The organism is Massilia aurea (genome assembly GCF_024753205.1).
GTDB lineage: Bacteria > Pseudomonadota > Gammaproteobacteria > Burkholderiales > Burkholderiaceae_D > Telluria > Telluria aurea.
Genome location: NZ_JANUGZ010000004.1, coordinates 308,734 through 333,604 on the forward strand (window position 1 = coordinate 308,734; position 24,871 = coordinate 333,604).

The window sequence follows — 24,871 nt, forward strand, 5'->3', positions numbered from 1 at the left end:
CCTGACCGGCCACTGCCGCACCCTTTTGGAAAGAAAAAAAATGACGCCTGCCATGACCGGCTTTCTGTGGTGCGCACTGGCTGCGCTGGCCAGTGCATTGGCGACATTCCTGATCAAGATGTCGAATGGCCACGGCGCCGATCTGAATATGGTTCGGCTTGCTTTTCTTGGCGGTGCAGGCGCGACGTATGCCATGGGCTTCGTCTGCTATTCAGTTGCATTGCAAAAACTCGACATGAGCATTGCGTATCCCGTCATGACCGGCATTGCCATGATGATGGTAGCGATTCTTGGCATTGCAGTGCTGGGCGAATCTCTCACGTTTGGCAAGATCGTCGGCATGCTGTTGATCGCAGCAGGTGCATTTGCACTGGTGCGTTAATCCTGCGGTCGCAATGACATCAAGATTGTCATTAAAGGAAAAATCACGGCGATGCTGGCAGGTGTTGGATTTTTGAAAAGGCGTCGATAAAGTGTACGACAGTCATGTTGTCAGTTTATACTTCTGTCAACAATATTTCATTGTCTACAATGTCAACCGTCAAAGCAGCTCCTGCCTCGTTCGCTGATCTCGAAGTAAATCCTCAGACATCGGTGGCGGGTTTGCCGATTGTCGTCGATCTGGATGGCACACTGACACTGACCGATACGCTCGTTGAATCGGTGCTCGTCATGATAAAGCAACAGCCTGTGACGCTGTTATTGTTGCCGTTCTGGATGATTCAGGGGCGTGCAGTGTTCAAATCGCGCGTTGCCGCGCGTGTGCAACTATCGATATGCACGCTTCCTCTGCGCCAGGAATTGGTCGACTATCTGGGCGAAGAAAAAGAAAAAGGGCGCGTGTTGATGCTTGCCACGGCGGCACATGGCAGTATCGCCGAGCCTTTTGCCGCACGATTGGGACTATTCGACACGGTCATCGCGACCAATGAGCAGGTTAATCTCAAGGGCACAGACAAGCTTGCGGCGATCGAACAGATTTATCCTGACGGGTTCGTCTATGCGGGCGATAGCAGTGCCGATCTTCCAATTTGGGCCAAAGCAAAGGGCGCAATCCTGGCCGGGGCATCTGCGAGCGTAAGCTCGAAAGTGCATGGCAGGCATCAGGTCGAGAAAGAATTTCATAATGCGCCAGCCGGACTGAAAACATGGATGAAAGCACTGCGCGTTCATCAATGGATCAAAAACCTGTTGTTGCTGGTACCGGTCGTGACAGGATTTGCCTTTTCAGAGACGTGGCGTTTCGGCGTGATCGCGCTGGCTTTTCTGGCCTTCAGTTTTACGGCCTCGGCAACTTATCTTGTGAATGATTTGTGGGATCTGGATAGCGACCGTGCACATCCGCGTAAATGCAAACGTCCATTTGCCTGTGGGAGTATTGGCATACTCCATGGTCTGGCCGCTGCTGCGGCACTGCTACTGACCGGGTTTTTCATCGCGAGCCTGATTTCACGCGAATTCGTCGGCATGCTGGCCTTGTACATCGTGCTCACCAGTGCTTATAGCTGGTCACTGAAGAGCTATGTACTCGTCGATGTGATCATGCTGTCGGTACTGTACACATTGCGTATCCTGGCTGGATCGGTTGCGATCGATGTGTCGACCAGTTCATGGCTGATTGCGTTTTCACTGTTTCTCTTCATCAGTCTGGCGCTGATCAAACGTTGCTCGGAACTGGTGTCGATGGAACAGCGGGGCGTGCGTTCATCGCTTGGGCGCGATTATCGCACCAGTGACCTGACGGTTCTATGGCCGCTCGGGTGCGCCACATCGATCGCGGCAGTTGTCGTGTTCGGCCTGTTCATTTCAGCACCGGAGACGCATGTACGGTATGAATCGCCCGAGCTCATGTGGCCAGCCACCCTGGGACTGATCTACTGGCAGGCACGGATGTGGATCAAGACCAGTCGGGGTGAGATGCACGACGACCCGATTGTTTTCGCACTTCGTGATGCTGGCAGCCGCAATACGATATTTTTTATTCTGGTGATGATTGTGATGGCACATTTTGTTCCACTCGGCTAGCACTTGTTTCTGGTCCGTGGTCATCGGAGCACCGGAATGTCAGCACGACGTTCACGGGCTGATCGTTTAATCCATCACGACCCACCTATGTTTTATTCCATTTCCCAATCCCGTTGGACAAGTCTGTTGCTGCTTTTGTCGCTCTACTGGATAGTCGCCACGGCAAGCATGTCCGGATCGATTGCCAAATGGGGTTTGCGTGACAATATTCCGACCTATGGTATCGAACAAGTTCTTGACGATACCGCCATCAAGCCTTTTGCCTATCGCCGTTTGCTGCCAGCAATCGCGGATTTTGCTGAACGGATTACCCCGCAGAGCGTGAAGGCCTATGCCGTTGAAAAACTGGGCCCGTATCGTTCCTATGTACGCACGCCTTCATCCGCCAAAGGGCGTTATGCGTTTCGTTATATTGTCATCATGTACGCATGCCTCGGGTTTTGCATCGGTTGCCTGCTGATATTACGCCGCATCCTGAAAGACCTGAACTTCAGCAGTCTGACCGCCTTGTTCGTGCCTGTCGTATTCATACTGGCATTTCCGTTCGTGCAGACAGTTGGCGGCTATCCGTATGATTATCCGGAATTGTTCTTCATGAGCGCTGCATTGTTGCTGGCGTTGCGCCGCCACTGGGTCTGGTTATGCTTGCTTGCAATCCCGGCGACCTTGAATAAGGAATCATTCTTCTTCTTCCTGGTGACGCTGTATCCAATCCTGCGTGCCACCGCCTCGACCAAGACCGCACTCCAGGTTCTGGGCGCGGCCATCCTGTCGTCAGGATTGATCAATATTGTGCTGAAATGGGCTTACCTGGATGCGGGCGGAGGCACTGCCAGCTTCCAATTATTTAACAATATCAAGTATTTCCATTTATCGAGTTACCGCCAGCTTGAAGTAACGTATGGATTCGTGGGACCGAGCGGGGCGTTTCTGGGCACGCTGGCAGTCATTGCCGTCATCGTCCTGCGTGCATGGCCTTTATGCTCCCCCATGATGCGTTCACACATCAAGTTTGCAGCCGTGCTGAATATCCCTCTCTTCATCCTGTTCTGCGCGACCGGTGAAATGAGAAACCTGAGTATTCTGTTCATGGGTTTCATTATTCTGATCGCATATCTCGTGGATGGGCGGGAGCCTTCTGCAGTACCGCGATCACGTGGATGCAAACCTGCCAGCATATAGACTTCGAAGCAGCACTTGCCCTTGCCGGGCTGCGATGGCTTTCGGCCACGCCGTGCACGAGGACAGCGTTTCTCCAACGCATGGGCGCGAACTGGTAAGATGACGGGGGCCGCCAGCGGCGCCATGTCTCATCCATTTCCAAGCGGGCAAGGGCCCGGAGCGCGATGAATCACCTGATCCACGACAGCATCTTTGACAGCGCAGCACGCACGCCCGACGCCGAGGCCCTGGTCTACGGCGCGCAGCACTGCACCTACCGCACACTGGCCGGCCAGGTAACGGCCATGGCCGCCCTGTTGCTGGCGCGTGGCCTGCAGCCGGGCGAGCGCGTGGCCGTGTACATGGAAAAGCGGATCGAGAACGTGGCCGCGATGTTCGGCGCGTCCGCTGCCGGCTGCGTGTTCGTTCCCGTCAATCCGCTGCTCAAGCCTGACCAGGTGGCCTACATCCTGGCCGATTGCAGCGTACGCCTGCTGGTGACGACGCCCGAGCGCCTGGCGCAGCTGGCGCCCGTGCTGGCCGCATGCCCGGCCTTGCAGGCGGTGCTGGTGACCGAAGGTGCGCTGGCCAGCACGCCCGCTGGCACGTCCGGCCCGCAGGTACTGGAATGGAACGCCTTGCAGGCGCCACCGGCCGGGCATCTGCCGCATCGCCGCATCGACACCGACATGGCCGCGATCCTGTACACCTCGGGCAGCACCGGTGCGCCCAAGGGCGTGGTGCTGTCGCACCGGAACATGGTCGCCGGCGCTGCCAGCGTCGCCGACTATCTCGGCATGACGGCATCGGATCGCCTGCTGGCGGTGCTGCCGCTCAGTTTCGACTATGGCCTGAGCCAGCTCACCACCGCCTTCCTGCGCGGCGCATCGGTCGTGCTGATGAACTACCTGTTCCCCAAGGATATCGTCGCTGCCGTGCGCGAGCACCGCATTACCGGCCTGGCCGCCGTGCCGCCACTGTGGATCGCGCTGGCGCGCCTGGCCTGGCCGGCCGACACGTCGCTGCGCTTCATCACCAATTCGGGCGGCGCCATGCCGGTCGTGACCGTCGAGGCCTTGCAGCAGGCACTGCCGCACACCGCGATCTTCCTGATGTACGGCCTGACCGAAGCGTTCCGCTCGACGTATCTGCCACCGTCCGAGGTAGCGCGCCGCCCCGGCTCGATCGGGCGCGCGATTCCGAATGCCGAGGTGCTCGTGGTGCGGCCCGACGGCACGCTGTGCGACGCCGATGAACCGGGCGAGCTGGTGCACCGTGGCGCCCTGGTGGCCCTTGGTTACTGGAACGATACCGCGCGCACGGCGCTGCGCTTTCGCCCGGCGCCCGGCCAGGACCCGGCATTGCCGCTGCCCGAAATGGCGGTCTGGTCAGGCGACACCGTGCGCCGCGACGCCGAAGGCTTTTTGTACTTCGTGGGCCGCAGCGACGAGATGATCAAGGTGTCCGGCTACCGCATCAGCCCGACCGAGGTCGAGAGCGTGCTGCACGCCAGTGGCCTGGTCAGCGAAGTCGCCGTGTTCGGGGTCGACGACGCCACGCTGGGCCAGGCCATCGTGGCGGTGGCCGTGGCCGATCCCGGCCTGGTCGACCGCGCTGCATTGCTGGCAGAATGCAAGCGCCGGCTGCCGGCCTACATGGTGCCGGCGCAGATCGTGCTGCGCACCGAGGCACTGCCGCGCAACCCGAACGGCAAGATCGATCGCAACCTGCTCCGCCATACCCTCCAGACCGGCTAACACCGGCGCCCATTTCTCTGTACTGACCGCAAGCCCATGACCGGCACCAAGCCCCAGCACGCTCCCCAGATCTACTTTCCGGTCGTCGACGATGTTCTGCACGTCGGCGGCATCCCGCTCCCGCGCCTGGCGCAGCGCGTCGGCCGCACGCCGTTCTATGCGATCGACCGCGCCCTGTGCAGCGCGCGCGTGGCCAGCCTGCGCGCGATCCTGCCGCCGCAGGTCGCGCTGCACTATTCGATCAAGGCCAATCCGATGCCGGCGCTGGTGCAGCATATGGCGGGCCTGGTCGACGGGCTGGACGTTGCCTCGGGCAGCGAACTGGCCATCGCACTCGACACCGGGATCGACCCGGCCCGTATCAGCTTTGCCGGCCCAGCCAAGCTCGAGGGCGAGCTGACCCAGGCGATTGCCGCGGGCGCCTGCCTGAACATCGAGTCGCAGCATGAGCTCGACAACGCAGCGCGCATCGGCGACCTGCTGGGCATCGCGCCGCGCGTGGCGCTGCGCATCAATCCCGAATTCGAACTCAAGTCGTCCGGCATGCGCATGGGCGGGGGCGCCAAGCCGTTCGGCATCGACGCCGAGCAGGCGCCCGGTGTATTGCGCCAGGCCGCAGCGCTGGGGGTCGATTTCGAAGGTTTCCACATCTACTGCGGTTCGCAAAGCCTGCGTCTGGACGCCATCATCGAAGCCCAGTCGCGCAGCATCGAACTGGCTATCGAGCTGGCTGGCCAGAGCCCGCTGGCCGTGCGCCAGCTGAATATCGGCGGTGGCCTGGGGATTCCGTACTTCCCGGGCGAACAGCGCCTCGATCCGGCGCCGATGGGCGCGCATCTGGCAGCGTGGCTGCCGCGCCTGGCCGAGGCGCTGCCACAGGCGCGCCTGGCGCTGGAGATGGGCCGCTATCTGGTCGGCGAGGCCGGCGTGTACGTGGCGCGCGTGATCGACCGCAAGGTCTCACGCGGCCAGGTCTTTCTGGTGCTGGACGGCGGCATGCACCATCACCTGGCTGCGTCAGGCAACCTGGGTCAGGTGATCCGCAAAAATTATCCAGTGGCGATCGGTAACCGCATGAATGCGCAGAACGATGCGCCGGACAGTGGTCCGGCATCGGCTACCGGCCCGCTGTGCACCCCGCTCGACATTCTGGCCGAGCGCATGGAACTGGCCCACGCCCGCGTCGGCGATCTGGTGGTGGTGTTCCAGTCGGGTGCTTACGGCGCCAGCGCCAGCCCGGCCGGTTTTCTCGGCCATCCGGCGGCGCTGGAAGTGCTGGTCTGAGGCGGCTCTAAGGTCGACCTAAGGCCGACCTAAGGCTCAGGTCCCGCTGCGCGGGCGCGCCACGGCCGCCCGCGTTGTTTTTTTCGCGGCACGACGCGCCAGGTAGCGCTCGATGAACGCAAGGCGCATCGGTGGCACGTCGTCTTTCTGCGGCGCCCGGATCAATACCTTGTCGAGGCAGGCCAGGATCGCGATGATGTAGTAGATCAGGTCGTAATACGCCATCGTCAGGAACGCACCCGCGGCAAGATAGCCGATGATGCTCACCTGGCACATCCGGGCCAGCATCAGCGCCCAGGCGAGGTCTTCCTTGCCACGGCAATGGCGGATCACCCGCCCGCCGCAGCGCCACGCCACCACGAACATGGTCACGAAGATCGCCAGGCCCATATAGCCCTGTTCGCCCAGCACCTGGAAGTAGATGCTGTGGGCATCGTAATAGCGCTCGGGATTCGGTGCGTACAGCATGAACATCTGTGGCGAGAACACGCCCGGTCCGCCGCCCAGGGCGAAGTGGTTGGCGATATTTGCTGCGAAATACCAGGAATTGATGCGGCCGGTCGCCGACGCATCTTCGTCGTAGGTCTGGATGGTGTTCATGCGGCCGGTCCATTCGGGCGGCATCAGCGCAAACACGATCGGCACGATCAGCGCGAAGGCCAGTCCGGTCTTGAGCTTGTGGCTCGACTTGAGCCACAGGAAGAAGCCCATGGCGAACGTGCCCAGCAGCGCGCCGCGCGAATACGAGCCGATCGCCGCCAGCATGGTCAGCACCACCATGCTCAGCGCCGCACGTTTGACCCATTTATTGGGGGCGCGGGTCGACATGTAAACGAGCAGCGGCGTGATCGTCACCATGGACAGCGCGAGCGTGTTGTTGTCGCTGATGAAGCTGTTCATCGGGCCGCGCAAGCCTTCGCCGCCGCCGCTGAAAATCACGAAGATGCCGCTCTTGAAACCCCAGAAACCCAGCGACAGCGCCACCACGAGCGCCAGCACCTTGACGTCGCGCACCGTGCGCACGGTCATGATGGTCACGAAGACCATCAGCATGGTCTTGGCATAGCGGTCCCAGAAGTTCCACGCCTGGAACGGCAGTTGCGCGAAGATGGTCGTGATGGTGTACCAGATGAAAAACAGCAGCATGACCGTCACCGGCGCCGTCATCGGGATCTTCTTCTGCTCGCGCGAGATCAGGATCGCGGCCAGCGTCGCCAGGCACAGGTACATCGCAAACGGGAAATTCTGCGCCGAGCCGAAGGTCAGGCGGTGCGGGTTCATCAGGCTGACCACGGCGTACGCCATGGCGCCCACGACGGGTCGCTTGAAGATGAATGGCATGATCCCCACGAAGGCGAGGAACAGGATAAGGTCACGCACGCTGGATCAACCTTTCGAACAGGGTGACGGCGCGGCGCGCATTGGCGCGCCACGTCAGCTGCTGCTCGTCGATGGCGTCGCGCGCGCCTTGCGCCACACGGGCGCGCAGCAGCGGGTCGTCGCACAGGCGTTTGACCGCGCCGGCCAGGCCACCCGGCGTATCCGGGTCGAACAGCACGGCGTTGTGGTCGGCGCGCAGGATCTCGCGGATATTCGGCTGGTCCGGACCGACGATCGCCTTGCCCAGCGCCAGGTATTCGAACAGCTTCAATGGTGAAGCATACTTCACCACGGCCGGTTGCAGTGCAATGTCGAAGGCGGCCACGTAACGCGCCACGTCGTCGCGCCCGATGATGCCGGTGAACTGCACACGGTGTTCGATGCCCAGGTCGCGCGCCTGCTGCTCGAGCGTGGCGCGCACCGGGCCGTCGCCCACGATCAGCAAATGGCGACGCGCCTCCGGCGGGTCTTGCGCGATCAGGTCGATCACCTTGTCCAGGCCATGCCAGTCGCGGACAAAACCGGTAAAGCCCAGCACCAGCACATCCTGCAGGCCAAGCGCGCGCTTGGCCTGTTCCACGTCCGGCGCGCCGGCAAAGCGCTCGGGGTCGATGCCGTTCGGGATCACGTCGATGCGTTCCGGCGGCACGCCGTAGGCTTGCACGATCTCGCCCAGCACGTGCGTGACCGGCAGCACCATGTCGGCGTTGCGCCAGGCATAGGCCTGCGACCAGCGGCCCAGCTTCGTCAGCGCCAGGCCGTCGTAGCGGGTGCGCTCTTCGAGGATCGGGGCGTTTACTTCCAGCAGCATCGGCAGCTTGTACTTGCGCGCCAGCCAGATGCCTGCCGGCAGGAACAGGTTGTAGCGTTCATACAGCACGTCCGGGCGGTGTTGCTTGACCGCCTTGGCCAGGCGCCGGTACGCGACCAGCGAATACGACAGTTCCATCAGTTCATAGAACGTTTTCGGCACATGGCGCTTGAGCCAGGCGACCGGGCCGGCATCCGCGCCGAACGATTCGGTTTCAGCGCTGGGCGGGGCCACGATCACGACCTCATGGCCTTCGGCGCGCAGTGCGCGGATCATTTCTTCGATGTGGACGTACTGGCCGTCCTTGGAACGGGTACGGTGGTGATAAAGGATTTTCACGCGGCTTTTCTCGCCAAGATGGAGTGGAACAGGTCGATCTGGCCCTGGGTGGTCGGTTGCCAGCCGAAATCTTCGGCGTAGCGGCGGGTGGCGCTGTGCGCCGGGTAGTTGGCGCGCAACTGGCTCAGCGCCGCGACCAGGCCTTCGGGAGTGCGCTGCGGCATCAGGACGCCGGCGGCCGGCGCCGCCACCACTTCGGGCGTGCCCCAGACATTGCTGGCCACCACCGGGGTGCCGCACGCCATGCTTTCGAGCAGCACATTGGCCCAGCCTTCACGGCTCGACGCCAGCACCAGGGTGTCGGCGGCGTTGTAATACGTTTTCAGTTCGGTCTGCGGCACGCTACCCAGCAGTTTGACACGGTCCTGCACGTTCAATTCACGCGCCAGACGCTCCAGATTGTTTTTTTCAGGGCCGATGCCGGCGATCAGGAGATCGACGTCCGGCAGCTGGGGCAGGGCGCGGATGATCAGGTCGTGTGCTTTGCGCGGATCGAGCAGGCCCACCGACAGCAGGGTGAACCGACCCGGCACCAGCCCGACAGCAGCGCGCGCAGCGGCGCGGTCGATGGGCGCAAAGCGCTCCAGATCGACGCCATTGCGCAGCGGCGTGATGTTGTCGGGCGACACACCCAGCCCGACCATCTCGTCCTTGAGCGCCTTGCACACGGTGATGATGCCGTCGGCGTCGCGCGCCGCGTCCAGGATCAGCTGGCGCGGCCGCGCGAACTGGGGGATCAGGTTGATGTCGGTGCCGCGCGCAGTGATGACGACCGGCTTGTTGAAGTATTTACCGAGCATCACGGCCGCCACGCCGTCCGGATAGAAATAGTGCGCGTCGATGGCGTCGAAGTCGTAGCCGCTGTCGAGGATGCGGCCGATTTCCCGTTTTGCCGCATGGGCCAGCGTGTAGGGCGTCACGTTCATGCCCACGCGTGGCAGCACCAGATAGCGCGGGTGCGTGACGTCGATGCCGTTGCGTGTTTCGCGCCGCGGCACCTTGGCCAGGGTGCCATAATGGCCAAAACGCTCTCCCTTGAGCGGAAACCATGGCACTGGTGCGACGACACGTGACTCCACCTGCCCGCTGGCAATCAGGTAGCGCAATCGGGTCTCCACGAAGATGCCGTGGTTCGGTTGCTGCGAATTGGGATACAGGGTGCTAAAGGTGAGTAACTTCATCGTGTCTTGCCGGGTGCTGATCGGTGCACCGCCGGATGTGGGGGGCCGGGAGTGAAATGTTGGACTGCAATGTCGTGATTATGCGAAAAATTTTGCCTGAGGGCAGCACAATTGACGAGCAAACGCGTAAATTTTTGACAACCATGATACTATAATTCAAGTTTTGTACGCATTTGTTACGTGTGGCAATTATTTTCCAATCTGTGGAAAAATAGCCTGGTTCGCCGTGCTGCTCTGCCCGGTTCTATTTTTCAGTTACCTAGTTCCCCATATAAATCATGAAGATCACCATCATTGGCACCGGCTACGTCGGGCTCGTTTCAGGCGCTTGCTTCGCCGATGTCGGCAACACTGTACTGTGTCTCGACGTCAACGAAGAAAAAATTGCAATGCTCAAGAACGGTGTCATTCCGATTCACGAGCCTGGCCTCGACAACATGGTCGAGCGCAACGCCAAGGCAGGCCGCCTGCTGTTTTCGACCAGCTACGACGAAGCCGTCGCGCACGCCGACTGCGTGTTCCTGGCCGTCGGCACGCCGCCTGACGAAGACGGCAGCGCCGACCTGACCCACATCCTGGCCGCCGCCCGTTCGATCGGTCAGCGCATCGACAAGCCGGTCGTCGTGGTCGACAAATCGACCGTCCCGGTCGGCACCGCCGATAAAGTGCGCGCCGCCATCCAGGGCGAGCTCGACAAGCGCGGCAGCACGCTGTCGTTCTCGGTCGTGAGCAATCCCGAATTCCTGAAAGAAGGCGCGGCCATCGACGACTTCATGCGGCCTGACCGCATCGTCGTCGGCAGCGACGACACCGTCGCCACCAAGCTGATGCGCCAGCTGTACGCACCATTCAGCCGCAACCACGAGAAGCTGGTCGAGATGGACGTGCGCAGCGCCGAGCTGACCAAGTACGCCGCCAACGCCATGCTGGCCACCCGCATCAGCTTCATGAACGAACTGGCCAACCTGGCCGAAGTGCTGGGCGCCGACATCGAAGCCGTGCGCCACGGCATGGGCCTGGACCCGCGCATCGGTTCGCAGTTCCTGTACGCCGGCATGGGCTACGGCGGTTCGTGCTTCCCGAAAGACGTCAAGGCGCTGGTCAAGACCGGTGGCGATCATGGCCAGGTGCTGCACATCCTGGAAGCGACCGAGCTGGTCAACGACAACCAGAAAAACGTGCTGTTCAAAAAACTCACGCGCTTCTACGGCGGCGTCGAAGGTCTCAAGGGCAAGACGGTCGCTGTGTGGGGCCTGTCGTTCAAGCCGAACACCGATGACATGCGCGAAGCCCCAAGCCTGGTGCTGCTGAAAGAACTGTTCGACGCCGGCTGCCACGTGCGCGCCTACGATCCGGTCGCCAGCAGCGAAGCGCTGCGCGTCCTGGAACGCGAACACGGCGCCGCACGCGTCGAGTCCATGCTGACGATCGTCAGCTCGGCCGCCGCGGCGACCGAAGGCGCCGATGCGCTGGTCCTGGTCACCGAATGGAAAGAATTCCGTGCACCGGACTTCGCTGGCCTGGCCACCATCCTGCGCGACAAGGCGATCTTCGATGGCCGTAACATCTATGATCCGGCCGTCGTCGCTGCCGCCGGTCTGGCCTACGAAGGGATTGGCCGCGTCAGCCGGACGGCCGCCTGATGCCAGCCCAGCGGATCCTCGTGACGGGCGCTGCCGGCTTCGTCGGCAGCTTCGTGGCCGCGCGCCTGGCGGCCATGGGCCACCAAGTGGTCGGCTGCGACAACTTCAACGATTATTATGATCCGCGCCTCAAGCATGACCGGGTGCGCGCGCTGCTCGCACCCGCCGGCGTCGTCTGCCACACGGTCGAACTGAGCGATGCGGCGCAGGTCGCCGCACTGTTCGAGCGCGAGCGGCCGCAGCTGGTGGTGCACCTGGCGGCGCAAGCCGGCGTGCGCTACTCGATCGACAATCCGTCCGTGTATATCCAGTCGAATTTGGTGGGCTTCGGGAATATCCTCGAAGCGTGCCGCCAGGGGGCCATCGAGCACTTGTTGTACGCCAGCAGCAGCAGCGTGTACGGCAACAACGCCAAGGTCCCGTTCAGCGAAGATGACCAGGTCGATGCGCCCGTGTCGCTGTACGCCGCCACCAAGAAGTCCAACGAATTGATGGCGCACTCGTACAGCCACCTGTTCAAGTTGCCGGCCACCGGCCTGCGCTTCTTCACGGTGTACGGTCCATGGGGTCGGCCCGACATGGCGTATTTCAGCTTTGCCGAGAAAATGATGCGCGGCGCCACGATTCCCGTGTTCGCCGAAGGCTTGCTCACGCGTGACTTCACCTATATCGACGATATCGTCGAGGGCGTGGTGCGCCTGCTGTTCAAGCCGACGCCGGCAACGGCCACGAGCGCGCCGCATACGGTGTTCAACATCGGCAACCACAATCCGGTGCAGGTGCTCGAGTTCATCCGCACGCTCGAATCGGTGATGGGTGTCGAAGCGCGCAAGGAATTCTTGCCGATGCAGCCGGGCGACGTGCCGGCAACGCATGCGTCGATCGCCAAGCTCAAGGCCTGGGTCGACTTTGCGCCCACCACGCCGCTGGCGACGGGCCTGGCCAACTTCTGGACCTGGTACCGCGACTGGGCGCCGACGCGCGCCTGATGGCGCTGCGTCGGGTTTGATGTTTGCGTGCTATGCCTGCGTGCTATGCCTGCGTGTTATGCCTGGGTGACAGGATCGCTGATCTTCGTCTGGCCCAGGCGCTCTTTCTCCCGCTTCAGTTCGATCGCAATCGCTTCCAGATACTGGTGACCGTCGCGCAGATCCGGTTCCAGGTGATTGCCTTCCGCCCATTCATTCCATGATTTCAGGAACACCAGGCGGGCATCCGCACCCTGGGCGCGGTCACGCGTCAGGTCGAACGCCTTCTTGAGCGCCTTGCCGTACAGCTGAGGCGTTGCACCCGTCAATACCAGGCCGCGCACGCCGCTGCGTGGCGTATTGTCCCAGCTGTTGATGACCGACGGATAGCGTGTCGCCGGCAGCGCATCGGGCAGGAAGTACTTGATCGACTTTTCGTAATCGTGAATGGTGGGCACACCCAGTCGACGATACGCTGCATGCTTGAAGAGCGTGACGGGATTTTTCCAACTGCCCCATGCACGCAATGGCGCATTCGCGTTGTAAATCGAGGCATCAAACCCGAAATCTTCGGGATTGGGTTGGTCCGCACTGCAGACACCCACGAAGTAGATGCCTGGCAGCCCGGCCCTGGCGGCCATCTCGCGCCAGCGCGCAATCGTCGCTTTCGTGTCGGTGATCTTGAACGGGCGATACACGACAAAGATGGGCTTGCCATCGACCTTCATGTAGCGCCGGTCGTTGAATGCCGGTAGCAGGGAATCGAAATGGCGCTGGTCGTCTTCGGCGCCTGGATACGTTTGTTCGATCAGTACGCGGTTTTCGGCGCCGTGCCAGACGCCGCTCCAGGTTTCGTTGGCCCAGCACAGGCAGAACGGGAAATCCGGTTCGCCCGACGCGAGCACTTCGGCGAACGGCCGTTCGAGCACACGTTTGCCGTTGCCGAACCAGTAATGGTAGTAGCAGAAGCCCTCGATGCCGTATTGCCGCGCGAGGTCAGCCTGCGCCTGGCGGGTTTCCGCCACGCGCAAGTCATAGAACCCCAGGTCGGCCGGCACGTGGGGCTGGTAATGCCCCGGAAACCGGCGCCGTGCCTTGGCAGTATTGGTCCATTCGGTGAAACCCTTACCCCAGAATTTGTCATTGTCCGGAACCGGATAGTACTGGGGCAGATAAAAGGTGATGAGCCGTGGCATTGCAGTCATGGGGCGTCCAGATAAGAATTAAAAATAGTCGAGATCGGGTTATTCAATCGCGTCTTTATATTGGCGCTGGGGCGGCAATGGCGAGAAATTTGTGACGACCATATAGGCCCTGATCAAGATGCTTTTGATGCGAAACTTCATTGAATCGGTATGTTTCCCCAATAGCGGGAAAATGCAGGCAGCCAGTGCCAGTTTTTTCCGGCCAAACGCCTCTTCGAACGCCCACAGGCGATGATGGTCGATCATCGATTTGAATGTATCGCGATCGGATTGCGGTCTGCCGTGATGCAAGTTGGCATGCTCGAGAACGGCGATTTCACCCAGGCGCTGGCGCAGTTTGCTTTTCGATTCATTACCGGGGTGACGCCGGATCAGGGTAATCGGCGCCATGCACAACGCGACGTTGCCTGCGTTGACAACACGCAGTGAAAATTCCCAATCCTCGGACGGTACGCCATCGAATGCCGGATCGAAGCCGCCAATGCGCGTGTAGAACGATTTTTTCAACGTCACGCCGCTCACCAGGAGCAGCTGGAACTGGCTGGTCTTGGCGTATAAATCCGGTATGTCGGCAGTGAAATTGGTTTCGCGGCGGCTGCCGTCAAAAAAACCGGCCGGCGCCCGTGAAAACGTGTCTTTCTGTATGTCGTTGCCGGTAAATACCTGATGGTTGGTATACACGGCATCGTACCCTGGGTTGGCCTCGAGCCAGGCGTGCACCGTGCCGACGTGGTCGGGCGTGAGCAGGTCATCGGAATCGCACAGCGTGACATAGGGCGTGCTCGCTTGCTCGACGCCCATATTGCGTGCGCGCTGCACGCCGATCTTGGGCGCGGCAATGACCGTGATGCGGTCTTCAAACTGTTTCAGGACCTCGAGCGTATGATCGGTCGATGCATCGTCGACGACAATGATCTGTGCAAATGGCCGCGTCTGATTCAACGCACTCTCGATCGTGGCGCCAATCAGATCTGCCCGATTGTAACTGGGAATAACTAAACAAATTTCCATGAATGCCAGACAGTTTAAATAGCGGTTGAGATAATCTGGAATCCCGTCAGCGTCCAGAATCTGCTGTTTCATTTGACTGCCATACTACCAAAATCTTGCCGGCGCCCGCCTGCGCGCCGCGCCTCTTATTTCAACCAGTCGCCGGCGCGTAAAATTCGATTGCAGTACCAGACGGTTGATGCTAGGGTAGGCATGAATCCCATGCTTCGCATCCCTTATTCGCAACAACGTATTGCTTGAATTTCAGAATAACGATTATGTCCATCAAAACGATCCTGTTCCCATCCTTGAATCTCGCGCCTCAAAAACGGGTATTTCCCGAGGTGCCGGCACAGGCAACAATTCCCCGCATTATTCACCAGACTTTCTACAATCCGGAATTGCCCGAGGCGTTACAAAAAAACGTCGATCAACTCAAGCAACTCAATCCCGGCTGGGAATACCGTTTTTACGACGATGCCGCGATCATCAAATTTATTTCAGCAAACTATCCACCTGAAGTACTGGCCTATTTCGAACGGATCGATTCCCGCTACGGTGCTGCACGTGCCGATTTGTTCCGCTATCTGCTGCTGTACAAGGTCGGCGGCGTGTATCTCGACATAAAAAGTACCGCAACCAGGCCACTCGATGCCGTTCTGCTGCCACAAGACCAGTTCTTGCTGTCCGAATGGAACAACGACAACGACGGCTACGATGTCTGGGGCAAGCATTACGAATTGCGCGGGTTCGGTGGCCGTGAATTCCAGCAGTGGTACATCGCTGCTTCACCCGGCCATCCTTTCCTGCGCTCTGTCATCGACAACGTTCTGGCCAACATCGATACCTACATTCCCGGCCTGCACGGAACCGGCAAGCCGGGCGTACTGCGTGTGACCGGTCCGATTGCGTACTCGCTGGCGATCCACCGCATGCTGGCGCAGCATCCGCACCGGCTGGTCGACAGCCAGCGCGACCTGGGCCTGGAGTACACCGTCCTGAAACAGGATTCTCACAAGACTGCCTTCAAATCCCACTATTCGCTGCAAACGCATTCACTGATCAAGCTGGGTTTTCTCAAGCAACAACTCAACCATTTCTACCGGTTCGCACAATGGGTGCATGACCTGCGTGCCCGGCGCCAAGGCAGTGCCGGCTGAGCGCAGCGCAAGAACTGAGCCTAACCGTCGGGCGCAACCGTTACCGGTTGCAGCTCACCCGCAAGAACGTCTCGAACATCAATACCGACCATAATGGCGCGCTGTAATCCTTGCTGCCGGCGATATGCTGGTCCACCATCTCGCGCAAGAATTTTTCGTTGAACATGCCGGTGTCGAGCAGCATTGGCGACAGCGCAGCAGCGCGCAGCTTGTCGCGCAGCGGGCCACGCAGCCAGGCCGCCAGCGGAATCGAAAAGCCCTTCTTGGCGCGGTACAGCACGTCATGCGACAGGTAGGGTTCGAGCGCCTTCTTGAAGATGTACTTGCCTTCGCCACCACCGAGCTTGATGTCCGGCGGCAGGCTGGACGCCCATTCCACGAACGTATGGTCCAGCAGCGGCACGCGCACCTCGAGCGAGTGCGCCATCGCGGCGCGGTCGACCTTGGTCAGGATGTCGCCCGGCAGCCAGGTCTTGAAGTCGAGGTACTGGATCAGCGACAGCGGATCGTCCGTCGGTGACTTTGCAGCGTGGCCGAGGAAGACTTCGATCGCGCTGTAGCCCTGTAGCTCGCGCTTGAACGAATCCGAGAACAACTGCGCCCGCACGCGATCGGGCATGATCGACACGCCGTGGAAGTACCCCTCGACCGTGTCGCGCGCCAGCGCCTCGAACGTGGTCTTGGCGCGGAACATGCGCGGCGCCCAGTCGGCCTTCGGATACAGCTTGCCCAGCGTGCCGAACACTGGTTTGCGCAGGCTGGCCGGCACCTTGTCGCGCACGCGCTGCTCGGCCATCGCATAGCGGTAGCGGCGGTAGCCGGCGAAGCTTTCGTCGCCGCCATCGCCCGACAGCGACACGGTCACGTGCTTGCGCGCCAGCTGGCACACGCGGTAGGTGGGGATCGCCGAGCTGTCGGCGAACGGCTCGTCGTACAGGTGGCCCAGCGTATCGATCAGACCGTAGTCGTCCTTGTCGACGATCTGCGCGTGGTGGGTCGTGCCGTAGCGCGTGGCCACCTCGCTGGCGAACTTCGACTCGTCGTACTCAGGGTCGTCAAAGCCGATCGACAGCGTGGTCACGGGATCGGGATTATTCTGCGCCATCATCGCCACGACCGCGCTCGAATCGACGCCGCCCGACAGGAACGCGCCCAGCGGCACGTCGGCCACGGTCTGGCTCTGCACGCACTCGCGCACGCGCTCGATCAGCTCCTGCTCGATCTCTCCCATCGGGCGCTGCGGGGCGCGCTTGAACGGCACGTCCCAGTACTGCTCGGGCGTGACTTCGCGCGCACCGGCCTGGATCACGATGCGGTGGCCAGGTGCCAGCTTGTATGCGTTATGGAAAATGGTGTGCGGCTCGGGCACGTAGCCGAATGCGAAGTAATCCTCGACCGCGCGCGGATTGAGTTTGCGCGACAGCTCGGGGTGGGTCATGATCGATTTCAGCTCGGAGCCGAACACGAACAGGCCATTCGGGAGCAGCGAGTAGAACATCGGCTTGACGCCGACATGGTCGCGCGCCAGGAACATCGTCTGCTTCTTGCGGTCCCAGATCGCGAACGCGAACATGCCGCGCAGGCGGTGCACGCAGTCCGGGCCCCAGGCCTGGTAGGCATGCAGCAGCGATTCCGAATCCGACTTGGTGCGAAAGACAAAACCCAGCGCTTCCAGTTCGACGCGCAGCTCGCGGTAGTTGTAGATCTCACCGTTGAACACCATCACCACGTCGCGCTCGGCGTTGACGATCGGCTGCTGGCCGCTGGCCAGGTCGATCACCGACAGGCGGCGGTGGCCCATACCCATGCTCGGTTCCAGATACAGCTCGCCCTCGTCGGGGCCGCGGTGGTGCTGGCTTTCGTTCATGCGGCCCAGGGCCGCGCGGTCGATCTCCCGGTTGCCGAGGGTATCAAAAATGCCGACTATTCCGCACATGCTGTCTGGTTCCGCTGAAGTTAAGAGTTGACGATGGGACGCAGGCGCGCCGGCGCCTTGCGCGCACACAGGCCGTCGTACAGCGCGGTGTACGCGCCGAGCATGGCGGCCATGCTGTACTTGTCTTCGATGCGCGCGCGCGCGGCCGCGCCGTGGCGTGCCCGCAGGGCCGGGTCCTGGACGTAGCGCGCGAGCGCGTCGGCCAGCGCGTCGACCTCCACCGGGACCAAGATACCATGCACGTCATCGACGACGACTTCGGGAATCCCGCCCACGCGCGAGCACACCGACGGCAGGCCGCAGGCCATCGCTTCGAGCAGCGACACGGGCGTGCCTTCGGCCAGCGAGGGCAGGGCGAAGATGGTGAAGCCATGCAGCAGATCGGCCACGTCGGCGCGTGCGCCGGGCAGCCAGACGACATCCTGCAGGCGCTCTTCTGCGACCTGCGCCTGGATCTTGCCGAACAACGGGCCGTCGCCGACGATCGACAGGCGCAGCCGGTCGCGCAGGGCCGGCAGGCGCTCGCGCAGCAACGCAAAAGCCGCCACGAGGCTGGCGTGGTTCTTGACGTCCTGCACCCGCGCCACTGCACCGATGACGATGTCGTCGGCGCCCCACGGTGCGGCGGTATCCGCTTGTGCACGCGGGGCATAGCGGTCGGTATCGACGCCGTTCTTGATCAGGTGATTCTTGGCCGCCGGGATGCGGACAACCTCGGCAAACCAGCGCTGCAGATCGTCCGACACCGGCACATAGCGGTCGATGAACGGCGCGAGATGGCGGCGCAGGAAGTTGTGCTTGGGGTTCAGGCCATGCGGATCGGACGCGTCGCGGCCATGCTCGGCGTGGATGCGCACCGGCACGCCGGCGGTGGCCGCCGTGAAGCAGTACTCCATCGCCGACAGATTGTAGGTGTGCAGGATCGTCGGCCGCAGGCGCCGCATCAGCTTCCAGAAATCCACGTGCACGCCCAACCCGTTCCCGGGTGGCTTGTTCAGCGCATACAACTCGACGCCCGGTTGCGTGATCTTGTCCGCGAACGCGCTGTAGCGGGTCAGGCAGACCACTGCATGCCGGTATTTTTCGGCCGGCATGCGGTTGATGCAGTCGACCAGCAGCGTTTCCAGCCCGCCGACATCGAGCGAATACACCAGGTGAATAACGAGGGGCCGCTGGGCGTTCAACACCGCCAGATCACTGTGCATGGTCCGTGCGTTCCCGTTCAATGCGTGCGCGCGTGCTCGATGGCACGCTCGATCGCCTGGCCCTGCACTGTCATGAAGGCGCGCAGTGCAGCGCGCGCGGCGTCGGGATTGTCGCCCACTGGCGCCGACAGCAGCACGACAGCGCCATCGTCGCCACGGAAGCGCAGCTTGGCCTGGGCCTGCAGCAGCTTGCCGAGGTAGTTGTTCGAGGTCAGGTGGCCGTCGATCGACATCCATTGCCACACCAGAAACTGGCCGCCGGGGCCTGTCATCCGCGTTTCGCGCAGCGTGACCGGCTTGCCGTCGATCGTTTCGCTGCGCGTCGAGCCGCCCAGCGCATGCCAGGCGTCGTCGGAAGCGGCCAGCATATTGATGGAGCTGATCAGGGCCTTGCCGTTGCGCTGGTTGCGGTAGTACATGATGTCGAGCGAGACCGGCGCCGCAGCGTCGGGGTTGCGGAAGGTCGCGCGGTACGTGGCGTCCGGCGCGACCCAGCGCGGCGTCCAGCCAGTAAATGGCGCCGCCTGCGGCCAGCCGACCGTCACGTTCGCCAGCTGCACGGGCTGGGGATTGAGATTGGCCGCATCGTTGTAGCGGGCAAAGCCCGGCCACAGCGCGGCAAGGGCCACGACGGCGGCGCACATCGCCGCCATGCGGGCCGTGCTCACCGGCAGTACGCCATCGCGGCGGGTACGCGCCGCTACCGGCAATTCGGCCGCCGGCAGCGGGTCGTCGTCGCGCCAGAAGCTGCCGATCCAGAACATCAGCAGCATCACGAGGCCGAAGAACACCCAGCCATAGATCAGGTGGTCGACGCCGGTGGCCAGCTCCATGCCCGACAGGTGGCCGATCATCACGATCATGTAGGCGCGCAGGCCGTTGGCGATGATCGGCACGACGATCGACACCACGATGAACAGCAAACGTTTTTTGGTCGACTGGTAGGTCAGGTAGGCGTACAGGCAGCCCAGCGTGACCGACGAAATCAGGTAGCGCACGCCGCTGCAGGCTTCCACCACCGACCACGAGCCGGTTGGCAGGTCAAAGCGGGTACCGTTGCGCAGCACCGGGATGCCGGTGGCTTGCACGGCCCACACGGTGAAGTCAGCGGTCAGGTTGATCAGCGGGGCGACGAACACTTCGCCGAACGGCACTGCCAGCAGCAGAAACAGGAGCGGAAACGCCAGCGCCCCGGCCAGGCGCGGGCCGAGCATGGCCAGCGCCACGATCGGGAACATGGCGACAAACGCGTATTGCATGACGACCTGCACTTCGCCCATGCGCGCCAGCAGCCAGCCGGCCCCCAGCACCGCCAGGAGGAGCAGCGCCGGCGCCCACGGGCGCGCCGGAATCGCATCGAACACGTCGCGCCGGCGCCAGATCAGCCACAGGCTGATTGGCAGGATGGCGTAGCCGTGGGCGAAGGTCTCGGAGCTGTTCCAGATCGCGACCAGCGATTCGGCAGTGCCCAGATACAGGAAGAAGGGCGCGAGCAGCGCCAGCGCGATCAGCATGGCGCTCGAGCGTGCCAATGGTGTCGGAGCGGCGTCCAGGTTGGCGCCGGCAATGCCGGATGGGGGTGTCACGTGCATTCCAGTCGCTCCTCGATGCAGGCCAGGTTGCTTGGCCAACTATAGTGATGTTCGACGCGCGCGCGTGCGGCGCGGCCCATGCTTGCGTTCTGTTCGTGCTGGCGTGCCAGCAGCGCGCTCACGGTGGCGATCCAGGCCGGCGCGCCATCGGCCACCGCCAGCTCGCTGCCCGGCGCCGCATCGATGCCTTCGAGCGCCTGCGGCGAGACCACCGTCGGCGTGGCCATGGCCATCGCTTCCAGTACCTTGTTCTGGATGCCGCGCGCAATGCGCAGCGGCGCCACCGCCACGCAGCCGTGGCGGATATACGGGCGCACGTCGGGCACGGTGCCCGTCACGGTCACACCCGGCAAGGCGCCGAGCGCCTGGACCTGGGCATTCGGGCGCGAGCCGACGATGTAGAAGGCCAGCGCCGGATCCTGCGCGCGCAGGGCGGGGAAGACCTCGTCGCAGAACCACTGCACGGCGTCGACGTTCGGCCAGTAATCCATCGCGCCAGTGAAGACCAGGGCGCGTTCGCCCGCAGCGTACGGGCTGGCAAACGCGTGCTCGGGCGAGAAGTACTCGGTATCGACGCCGTTGCTGAAGTGACCGATGCGCGCGACGCTTTCCGGCGCCAGCTTGCGGAACAGGTCCGCTTCGGGCGCGGAGACGAACAGCGACGCGTCGTACTGGCTGGCGACCTGGCGTTCGTAGCGCAGCAACTGGCGCGCTTCGTGCCGGTACAGCCAGCTCATCGGTGGCGATTTTTTCTCGGCGTACTGGCGCCATTTATCGGAATCGACGTCGCAGAAGTCGATCACGCGGCGCGCATCGCCCAACTTGTCGGCGTATTGCGCCATCGGCGACGAAAACACCATCACGCGCTTGATATCGTGCGCGGCGACGGCCTGGTCGACCCAGCGCGCCATGCCGGCATCCTGGTAGTAGTCGAGCGACAGCGAGCGGTTCTTGACGAGCGCGCCCAGGCTGCGCACGCGGGCGCGCAGCGGGTTGAGGGGGGCGAAATGGCTGCTGGCGCACAGCGCCTCCACTGCCGGCACGTGCTGCCAGTCGTCGGCATCGTCGACGAACGTGGCCAGGTGCACGCGGTAGTCGCGCGCCAGGTGCTTGAGCAGGTGGTAGGAGCGGATCTTGTCGCCCTTGTTGGGCGGGTATGGGATGCGGTGGATCAGCAGCAGTAGGTCTTGCACGTTGTCAGCCCAGGTTGCGCACGATGTAAGGGCCCATGAAGTTCGCCACCGGCAGCGGCAGCTTTTTCCACACCTTGATGAACAACTGGTACTTCGGGTTCAGCGGATTGTTGTCTGGCAGCGCATCGGTGGCGTACAGCTTGTATTCGTACGGCAGCGGCGTGGCAACAAAACCCCAGTTCTTCTTGAAGTCGTAGGCGCCGGTCCCCAGCTTGCTGCGGCCGAAGTCGAACAGGCGGCAACCGCGCGCCGCGGCGGCCTGCATCAGGTTCCAGTACATGAAGTCATTGCCCGCCACTTCGCGCGCCAGGTCCATGCCGCCGCCGTAGTAGGGCACGACTTCGTCGCGCCAGTAGAACGACAGCACCGAGCCGACCAGGCGGTCGTCGCTGGTGTAGATAGTGCGCACTTCGCATTCGGCGCCAAAGGTCTTCTGCAGCAGCGCGAAGTACTTCTTCGGAAACACCGGGGTGCCCAGGCGCAGCACGCTGTGGGCATACGCCGTGAACATATGGTCGACATTGTCCTCGACCACGCCCTTCAGGCCCAGCTTGATCCCCTTGCGCACCATCGCGCGCTGCTTGCGCGGGATGGCGTTGAGGTTCTCGTCATCGACGGCGCTGATCTCCTTGCGAAACGTGACGTACAGCTCTTTGGTCAGCCAGCTCGGGTCATGCGGGTGCGCGCGCTCCATGGCGCGGTATTCGAGGTGGCCCACGCCGAGCTTGCGCGCCAGCGCATCGGCTGCGCCATCGAGCAGCACGCGCGCGCCGTCGTCGATGGCCGCCACGCCGCCATACACGCAAAACGGCATCGCGCCGAGCGAATGGCCAAACAGGCGGCTCTTGATCTCTGCCAGCGGCAGCACGCCCTGGATCTGGCCGTCCTGCTCGACGAAGTAGAACCAGGTCTTGATGCCGAACGATTGCTCGATCACGGACTGCCAGCCGGACAGGTGGAAGAACGTGGCTTCCGGGCAGGCCCGCACGAACGCATCCCAGCGCGCCGCGCTCTGCGGCGTCATCAAATGCAGCGTCTGCGGACCGGCGGCCGCGGCGACGGGCGCCGCGCGCCTGGCTTGCGCCGCTTCGATGATCGAATTCATGGCTTGTCCAGGAAGATGCGGTCCATGCGGTCCCACTTGAAATCACGCGCCAGCTGTTCGAGACGGCGCTCCATGCGGTCGATATTGACGTAGTGACGGAACTTCGCCTTGGCGCCCAGGCCGTCGGGACGCGGCTGGTCGGTGTCGATTTCCCACGGGTGGAAGTAGAACAGGGCCGACTCGCCGTCTTCGCGGTTGACCTTTTCCATCATCCAGCGCGACAGCGCGTAGGGCAGCAGGCGGAAGTAACCGCCGCCGCCGGCCGGCAGGTGGCGGCCAGCCATCTTCACCGTGGTGATCGGCACTTCGAGGATGCCGTCCGGGCCGTTCGGGTAGAACGCGAAACGCGGCGCGTCGGGCATGCCGTAGTGGTCATGCGCGATCGGGTAGATGCTCGAGCTGTACTTGTAGCCCGCTTCGTGCAGCGCGTCGAGCGCCCACAGATTGCCGTGGCCAATTGAAAAACTCGGCGCGCGGTAGCCGACGACGGCCTGGCCGCCGATGTCTTCCAGCAGCGCCTTGGCCGAGCGGATATCGTTGTCGAATTCGGCGCGGCTCTGGTCCGAGGCGCGCAGGTGGCCGTAGCCGTGGCTGGCCAGTTCGTGGCCTGCCTCGACGATGCGGCGCACCATGGCGGGATAGCGTTCGGCGATCCAGCCCAGCGTGAAGAAGGTCGCGCGCACGCCTTCGCGCTCGTACAGCGCGAGGATGCGTTCCATATTGGCTTCGACGCGGCATTCGCGCGTTGGCCAGCTGTCGCGGTCGATGTAGGGGGCGAAGGCCGACACCTGGAAGTAGTCTTCCACGTCGCAGGTCATCGCATTGCGGATTTTTTCACCCGGCGCTGGACGCGGCCGGGCTGCGGGAGCGGTCATTTTCATGGCAGGTTATTCCTGGTGGTCCGGGTGGTGGGGCGCGGCGCCGGCGGCATTGGGCGGCGTGGCGGCGATCTTTTTCAGGATCGACAGCACTGACACGATCGATTTTTCCAGGCGCATCATGCGCTCGTCGAGCTGCTCGACGCTGGTGCGGCGCTCGCCCGGGTGCAGCTCGTTTGCGAGGCTGCTGCCGCCCGTCTGGTCAGCATGCGCATCGGCCAGCTCGTCGGTGTCGGGCGCGTCGAATTCTTCGGAGATGTCGCGCACCACGTCGTTGATATGCGCTTCGGTGAACGCCTGCAGTTCTTCCAGATAGCCCATCAGGAGCACGCGGTCCATCAGCGTGTTGGTCTTGCGCGGGATGCCGCCGCTGTAGGCATAAATTGCATTGTAGGCGCCGTCGTCGAACGATGGCGTGCCCTGCCAGCCGACGGTGGTCAGGCGGTGCTCGACATACGCGCGCGTCTCGGCCGCATCCATCGGACCCAGGTGGTAGCTGGCGATCACGCGCTGGCGCAGTTGCTGCATGCCGGGGCTGTGCAGCGTGGCGCGAAACTCGGGCTGGCCCAGCAGGAACGTCTGCAGCAGCGAACGTTCGTCGGTCTGGAAGTTCGACAGCATGCGCAGTTCTTCGACCGTGCGGGCATTGAGATTCTGGGCTTCGTCGATCACGAGCAGGGCGCGCTTGCCCTGGCGGTCGACCGTGCGCAGGAACTGCTCAAGGCGGTTGAGCAGCTCGGCCTTGCTCTGGCCTTCGTACGGCAGGCCGAAGCTCGAGACCACCATGCGCAGCGTGTCTTCCGGGTCGAGGCTGGTGTTGACGATGTGCGCGGCGATGATCTGGTCGAGCGGCAGGTGACCGAGCAGGTTGCGCACCAGCGTGGTCTTGCCGGCGCCGACTTCGCCCGTGATGACGATGAAGCCTTCGCCCTGTGACAGGCCATACTCGAGGTACGCCATGGCGCGCTTGTGGCCCTTCGAGCCATAGAAGAAATGCGGGTCGGGGCGCAGCTGGAATGGCTTGGCCGACAGGCCATAATAGGATTCGTACATCGTGA

The 24,871-nt window shown here is 62.6% G+C and carries 20 protein-coding genes; 8 read left to right on the plus strand and 12 right to left on the minus strand.

Going from position 1 to position 24,871, the window contains the following annotated elements:
* The first annotated feature begins 40 nt into the window (after positions 1–40).
* The 5 genes from NX775_RS16480 (at position 41) to NX775_RS16500 (ending at position 6,227) form a co-directional block, all read left to right on the plus strand.
* Positions 41–382, plus strand: a complete 342-nt coding sequence (locus NX775_RS16480) for a DMT family transporter (RefSeq protein WP_258837407.1) — start codon at positions 41–43, stop codon at positions 380–382.
* A gap of 104 nt (positions 383–486) precedes the next feature.
* The gene (locus NX775_RS16485; protein WP_258836986.1) at positions 487–2,025 is read left to right on the plus strand and encodes a UbiA family prenyltransferase; all 1,539 of its coding nucleotides are present in this window, start codon (positions 487–489) and stop codon (positions 2,023–2,025) included.
* A gap of 87 nt (positions 2,026–2,112) precedes the next feature.
* On the plus strand, positions 2,113–3,207 hold the full coding sequence (locus tag NX775_RS16490; protein ID WP_258836987.1) for a hypothetical protein: 1,095 nt from the start codon (positions 2,113–2,115) through the stop codon (positions 3,205–3,207).
* A 164-nt stretch (positions 3,208–3,371) separates the two neighbouring features.
* The gene (locus tag NX775_RS16495) at positions 3,372–4,943 is read left to right on the plus strand and encodes an acyl-CoA ligase (AMP-forming), exosortase A system-associated (protein ID WP_258836988.1); all 1,572 of its coding nucleotides are present in this window, start codon (positions 3,372–3,374) and stop codon (positions 4,941–4,943) included.
* Positions 4,944–4,979: 36 nt separating this feature from the next.
* Positions 4,980–6,227 carry a pyridoxal-dependent decarboxylase, exosortase A system-associated gene (locus tag NX775_RS16500; protein WP_258836989.1) on the plus strand — a complete coding sequence of 416 codons (1,248 nt, stop codon included), beginning with the start codon at positions 4,980–4,982 and terminating at the stop codon, positions 6,225–6,227.
* A gap of 36 nt (positions 6,228–6,263) precedes the next feature.
* On the opposite strand, the gene NX775_RS16505 is transcribed toward NX775_RS16500, so the two are convergent.
* The 3 genes from NX775_RS16505 to NX775_RS16515 are packed head-to-tail and all read right to left on the minus strand — an operon-like array spanning position 6,264 to position 9,938.
* Positions 6,264–7,607: a putative O-glycosylation ligase, exosortase A system-associated gene (locus tag NX775_RS16505; protein WP_258836990.1), complete on the minus strand. Its 1,344-nt coding sequence runs from the start codon at positions 7,605–7,607 to the stop codon at positions 6,264–6,266.
* Entirely contained in the window at positions 7,600–8,757 is a 1,158-nt protein-coding gene (locus NX775_RS16510) for a glycosyltransferase family 4 protein (protein ID WP_258836991.1), read from the minus strand. The genes NX775_RS16505 and NX775_RS16510 overlap by 8 nt, the downstream gene beginning before the upstream one ends.
* Positions 8,754–9,938 carry a glycosyltransferase family 4 protein gene (locus NX775_RS16515; protein WP_258836992.1) on the minus strand — a complete coding sequence of 395 codons (1,185 nt, stop codon included), beginning with the start codon at positions 9,936–9,938 and terminating at the stop codon, positions 8,754–8,756. Before NX775_RS16515 ends, NX775_RS16510 begins: the two co-directional genes overlap by 4 nt.
* A gap of 278 nt (positions 9,939–10,216) precedes the next feature.
* Here NX775_RS16515 and NX775_RS16520 point away from each other — a divergent pair, with 278 nt between their 5' ends.
* Positions 10,217–11,581: a UDP-glucose dehydrogenase family protein gene (locus tag NX775_RS16520; RefSeq protein ID WP_258836993.1), complete on the plus strand. Its 1,365-nt coding sequence runs from the start codon at positions 10,217–10,219 to the stop codon at positions 11,579–11,581.
* Positions 11,581–12,570: an NAD-dependent epimerase/dehydratase family protein gene (locus NX775_RS16525; protein WP_258836994.1), complete on the plus strand. Its 990-nt coding sequence runs from the start codon at positions 11,581–11,583 to the stop codon at positions 12,568–12,570. Before NX775_RS16520 ends, NX775_RS16525 begins: the two co-directional genes overlap by 1 nt.
* A 56-nt stretch (positions 12,571–12,626) precedes the next feature.
* Here NX775_RS16525 and NX775_RS16530 read toward each other — a convergent pair whose 3' ends face one another.
* A complete protein-coding gene (locus NX775_RS16530) occupies positions 12,627–13,754 on the minus strand; it encodes a glycosyltransferase WbsX family protein (RefSeq protein WP_258836995.1) in 1,128 nt (375 codons plus the stop codon).
* A gap of 39 nt (positions 13,755–13,793) precedes the next feature.
* Positions 13,794–14,837 carry a glycosyltransferase family 2 protein gene (locus NX775_RS16535; protein WP_258836996.1) on the minus strand — a complete coding sequence of 348 codons (1,044 nt, stop codon included), beginning with the start codon at positions 14,835–14,837 and terminating at the stop codon, positions 13,794–13,796.
* Positions 14,838–15,022: 185 nt separating this feature from the next.
* Here NX775_RS16535 and NX775_RS16540 point away from each other — a divergent pair, with 185 nt between their 5' ends.
* Entirely contained in the window at positions 15,023–15,904 is an 882-nt protein-coding gene (locus NX775_RS16540) for a glycosyltransferase family 32 protein (protein WP_258836997.1), read from the plus strand.
* 40 nt (positions 15,905–15,944) lie between these two features.
* Here the strand turns inward: NX775_RS16540 and NX775_RS16545 are convergent, their stop codons facing one another.
* Genes NX775_RS16545 through NX775_RS16575 form a run of 7 tightly spaced genes read right to left on the minus strand, consistent with a single transcriptional unit; the run spans position 15,945 to position 24,866 of the window.
* Positions 15,945–17,840, minus strand: a complete 1,896-nt coding sequence (locus tag NX775_RS16545) for an XrtA/PEP-CTERM system amidotransferase (protein ID WP_258836998.1) — start codon at positions 17,838–17,840, stop codon at positions 15,945–15,947.
* 20 nt (positions 17,841–17,860) lie between these two features.
* On the minus strand, positions 17,861–19,045 hold the full coding sequence (locus NX775_RS16550; RefSeq protein WP_258836999.1) for a TIGR03088 family PEP-CTERM/XrtA system glycosyltransferase: 1,185 nt from the start codon (positions 19,043–19,045) through the stop codon (positions 17,861–17,863).
* 17 nt (positions 19,046–19,062) lie between these two features.
* Entirely contained in the window at positions 19,063–20,637 is a 1,575-nt protein-coding gene (gene xrtA, locus NX775_RS16555) for an exosortase A (protein ID WP_258837000.1), read from the minus strand.
* Positions 20,628–21,830 (minus strand): TIGR03087 family PEP-CTERM/XrtA system glycosyltransferase, encoded by a 1,203-nt coding sequence (locus NX775_RS16560; RefSeq protein WP_258837001.1) that lies wholly within the window; start codon positions 21,828–21,830, stop codon positions 20,628–20,630. Before NX775_RS16560 ends, xrtA begins: the two co-directional genes overlap by 10 nt.
* A 4-nt stretch (positions 21,831–21,834) precedes the next feature.
* Positions 21,835–22,935, minus strand: coding sequence for a FemAB family XrtA/PEP-CTERM system-associated protein (locus NX775_RS16565; RefSeq protein ID WP_258837002.1), 1,101 nt, complete (start codon positions 22,933–22,935; stop codon positions 21,835–21,837).
* Positions 22,932–23,816: an XrtA system polysaccharide deacetylase gene (locus tag NX775_RS16570; RefSeq protein ID WP_183554692.1), complete on the minus strand. Its 885-nt coding sequence runs from the start codon at positions 23,814–23,816 to the stop codon at positions 22,932–22,934. Before NX775_RS16570 ends, NX775_RS16565 begins: the two co-directional genes overlap by 4 nt.
* A 6-nt stretch (positions 23,817–23,822) precedes the next feature.
* Complete coding sequence (locus NX775_RS16575) at positions 23,823–24,866, minus strand: XrtA/PEP-CTERM system-associated ATPase (RefSeq protein ID WP_258837003.1); 1,044 nt, start codon at positions 24,864–24,866, stop codon at positions 23,823–23,825.
* Positions 24,867–24,871: the final 5 nt, after the last annotated feature.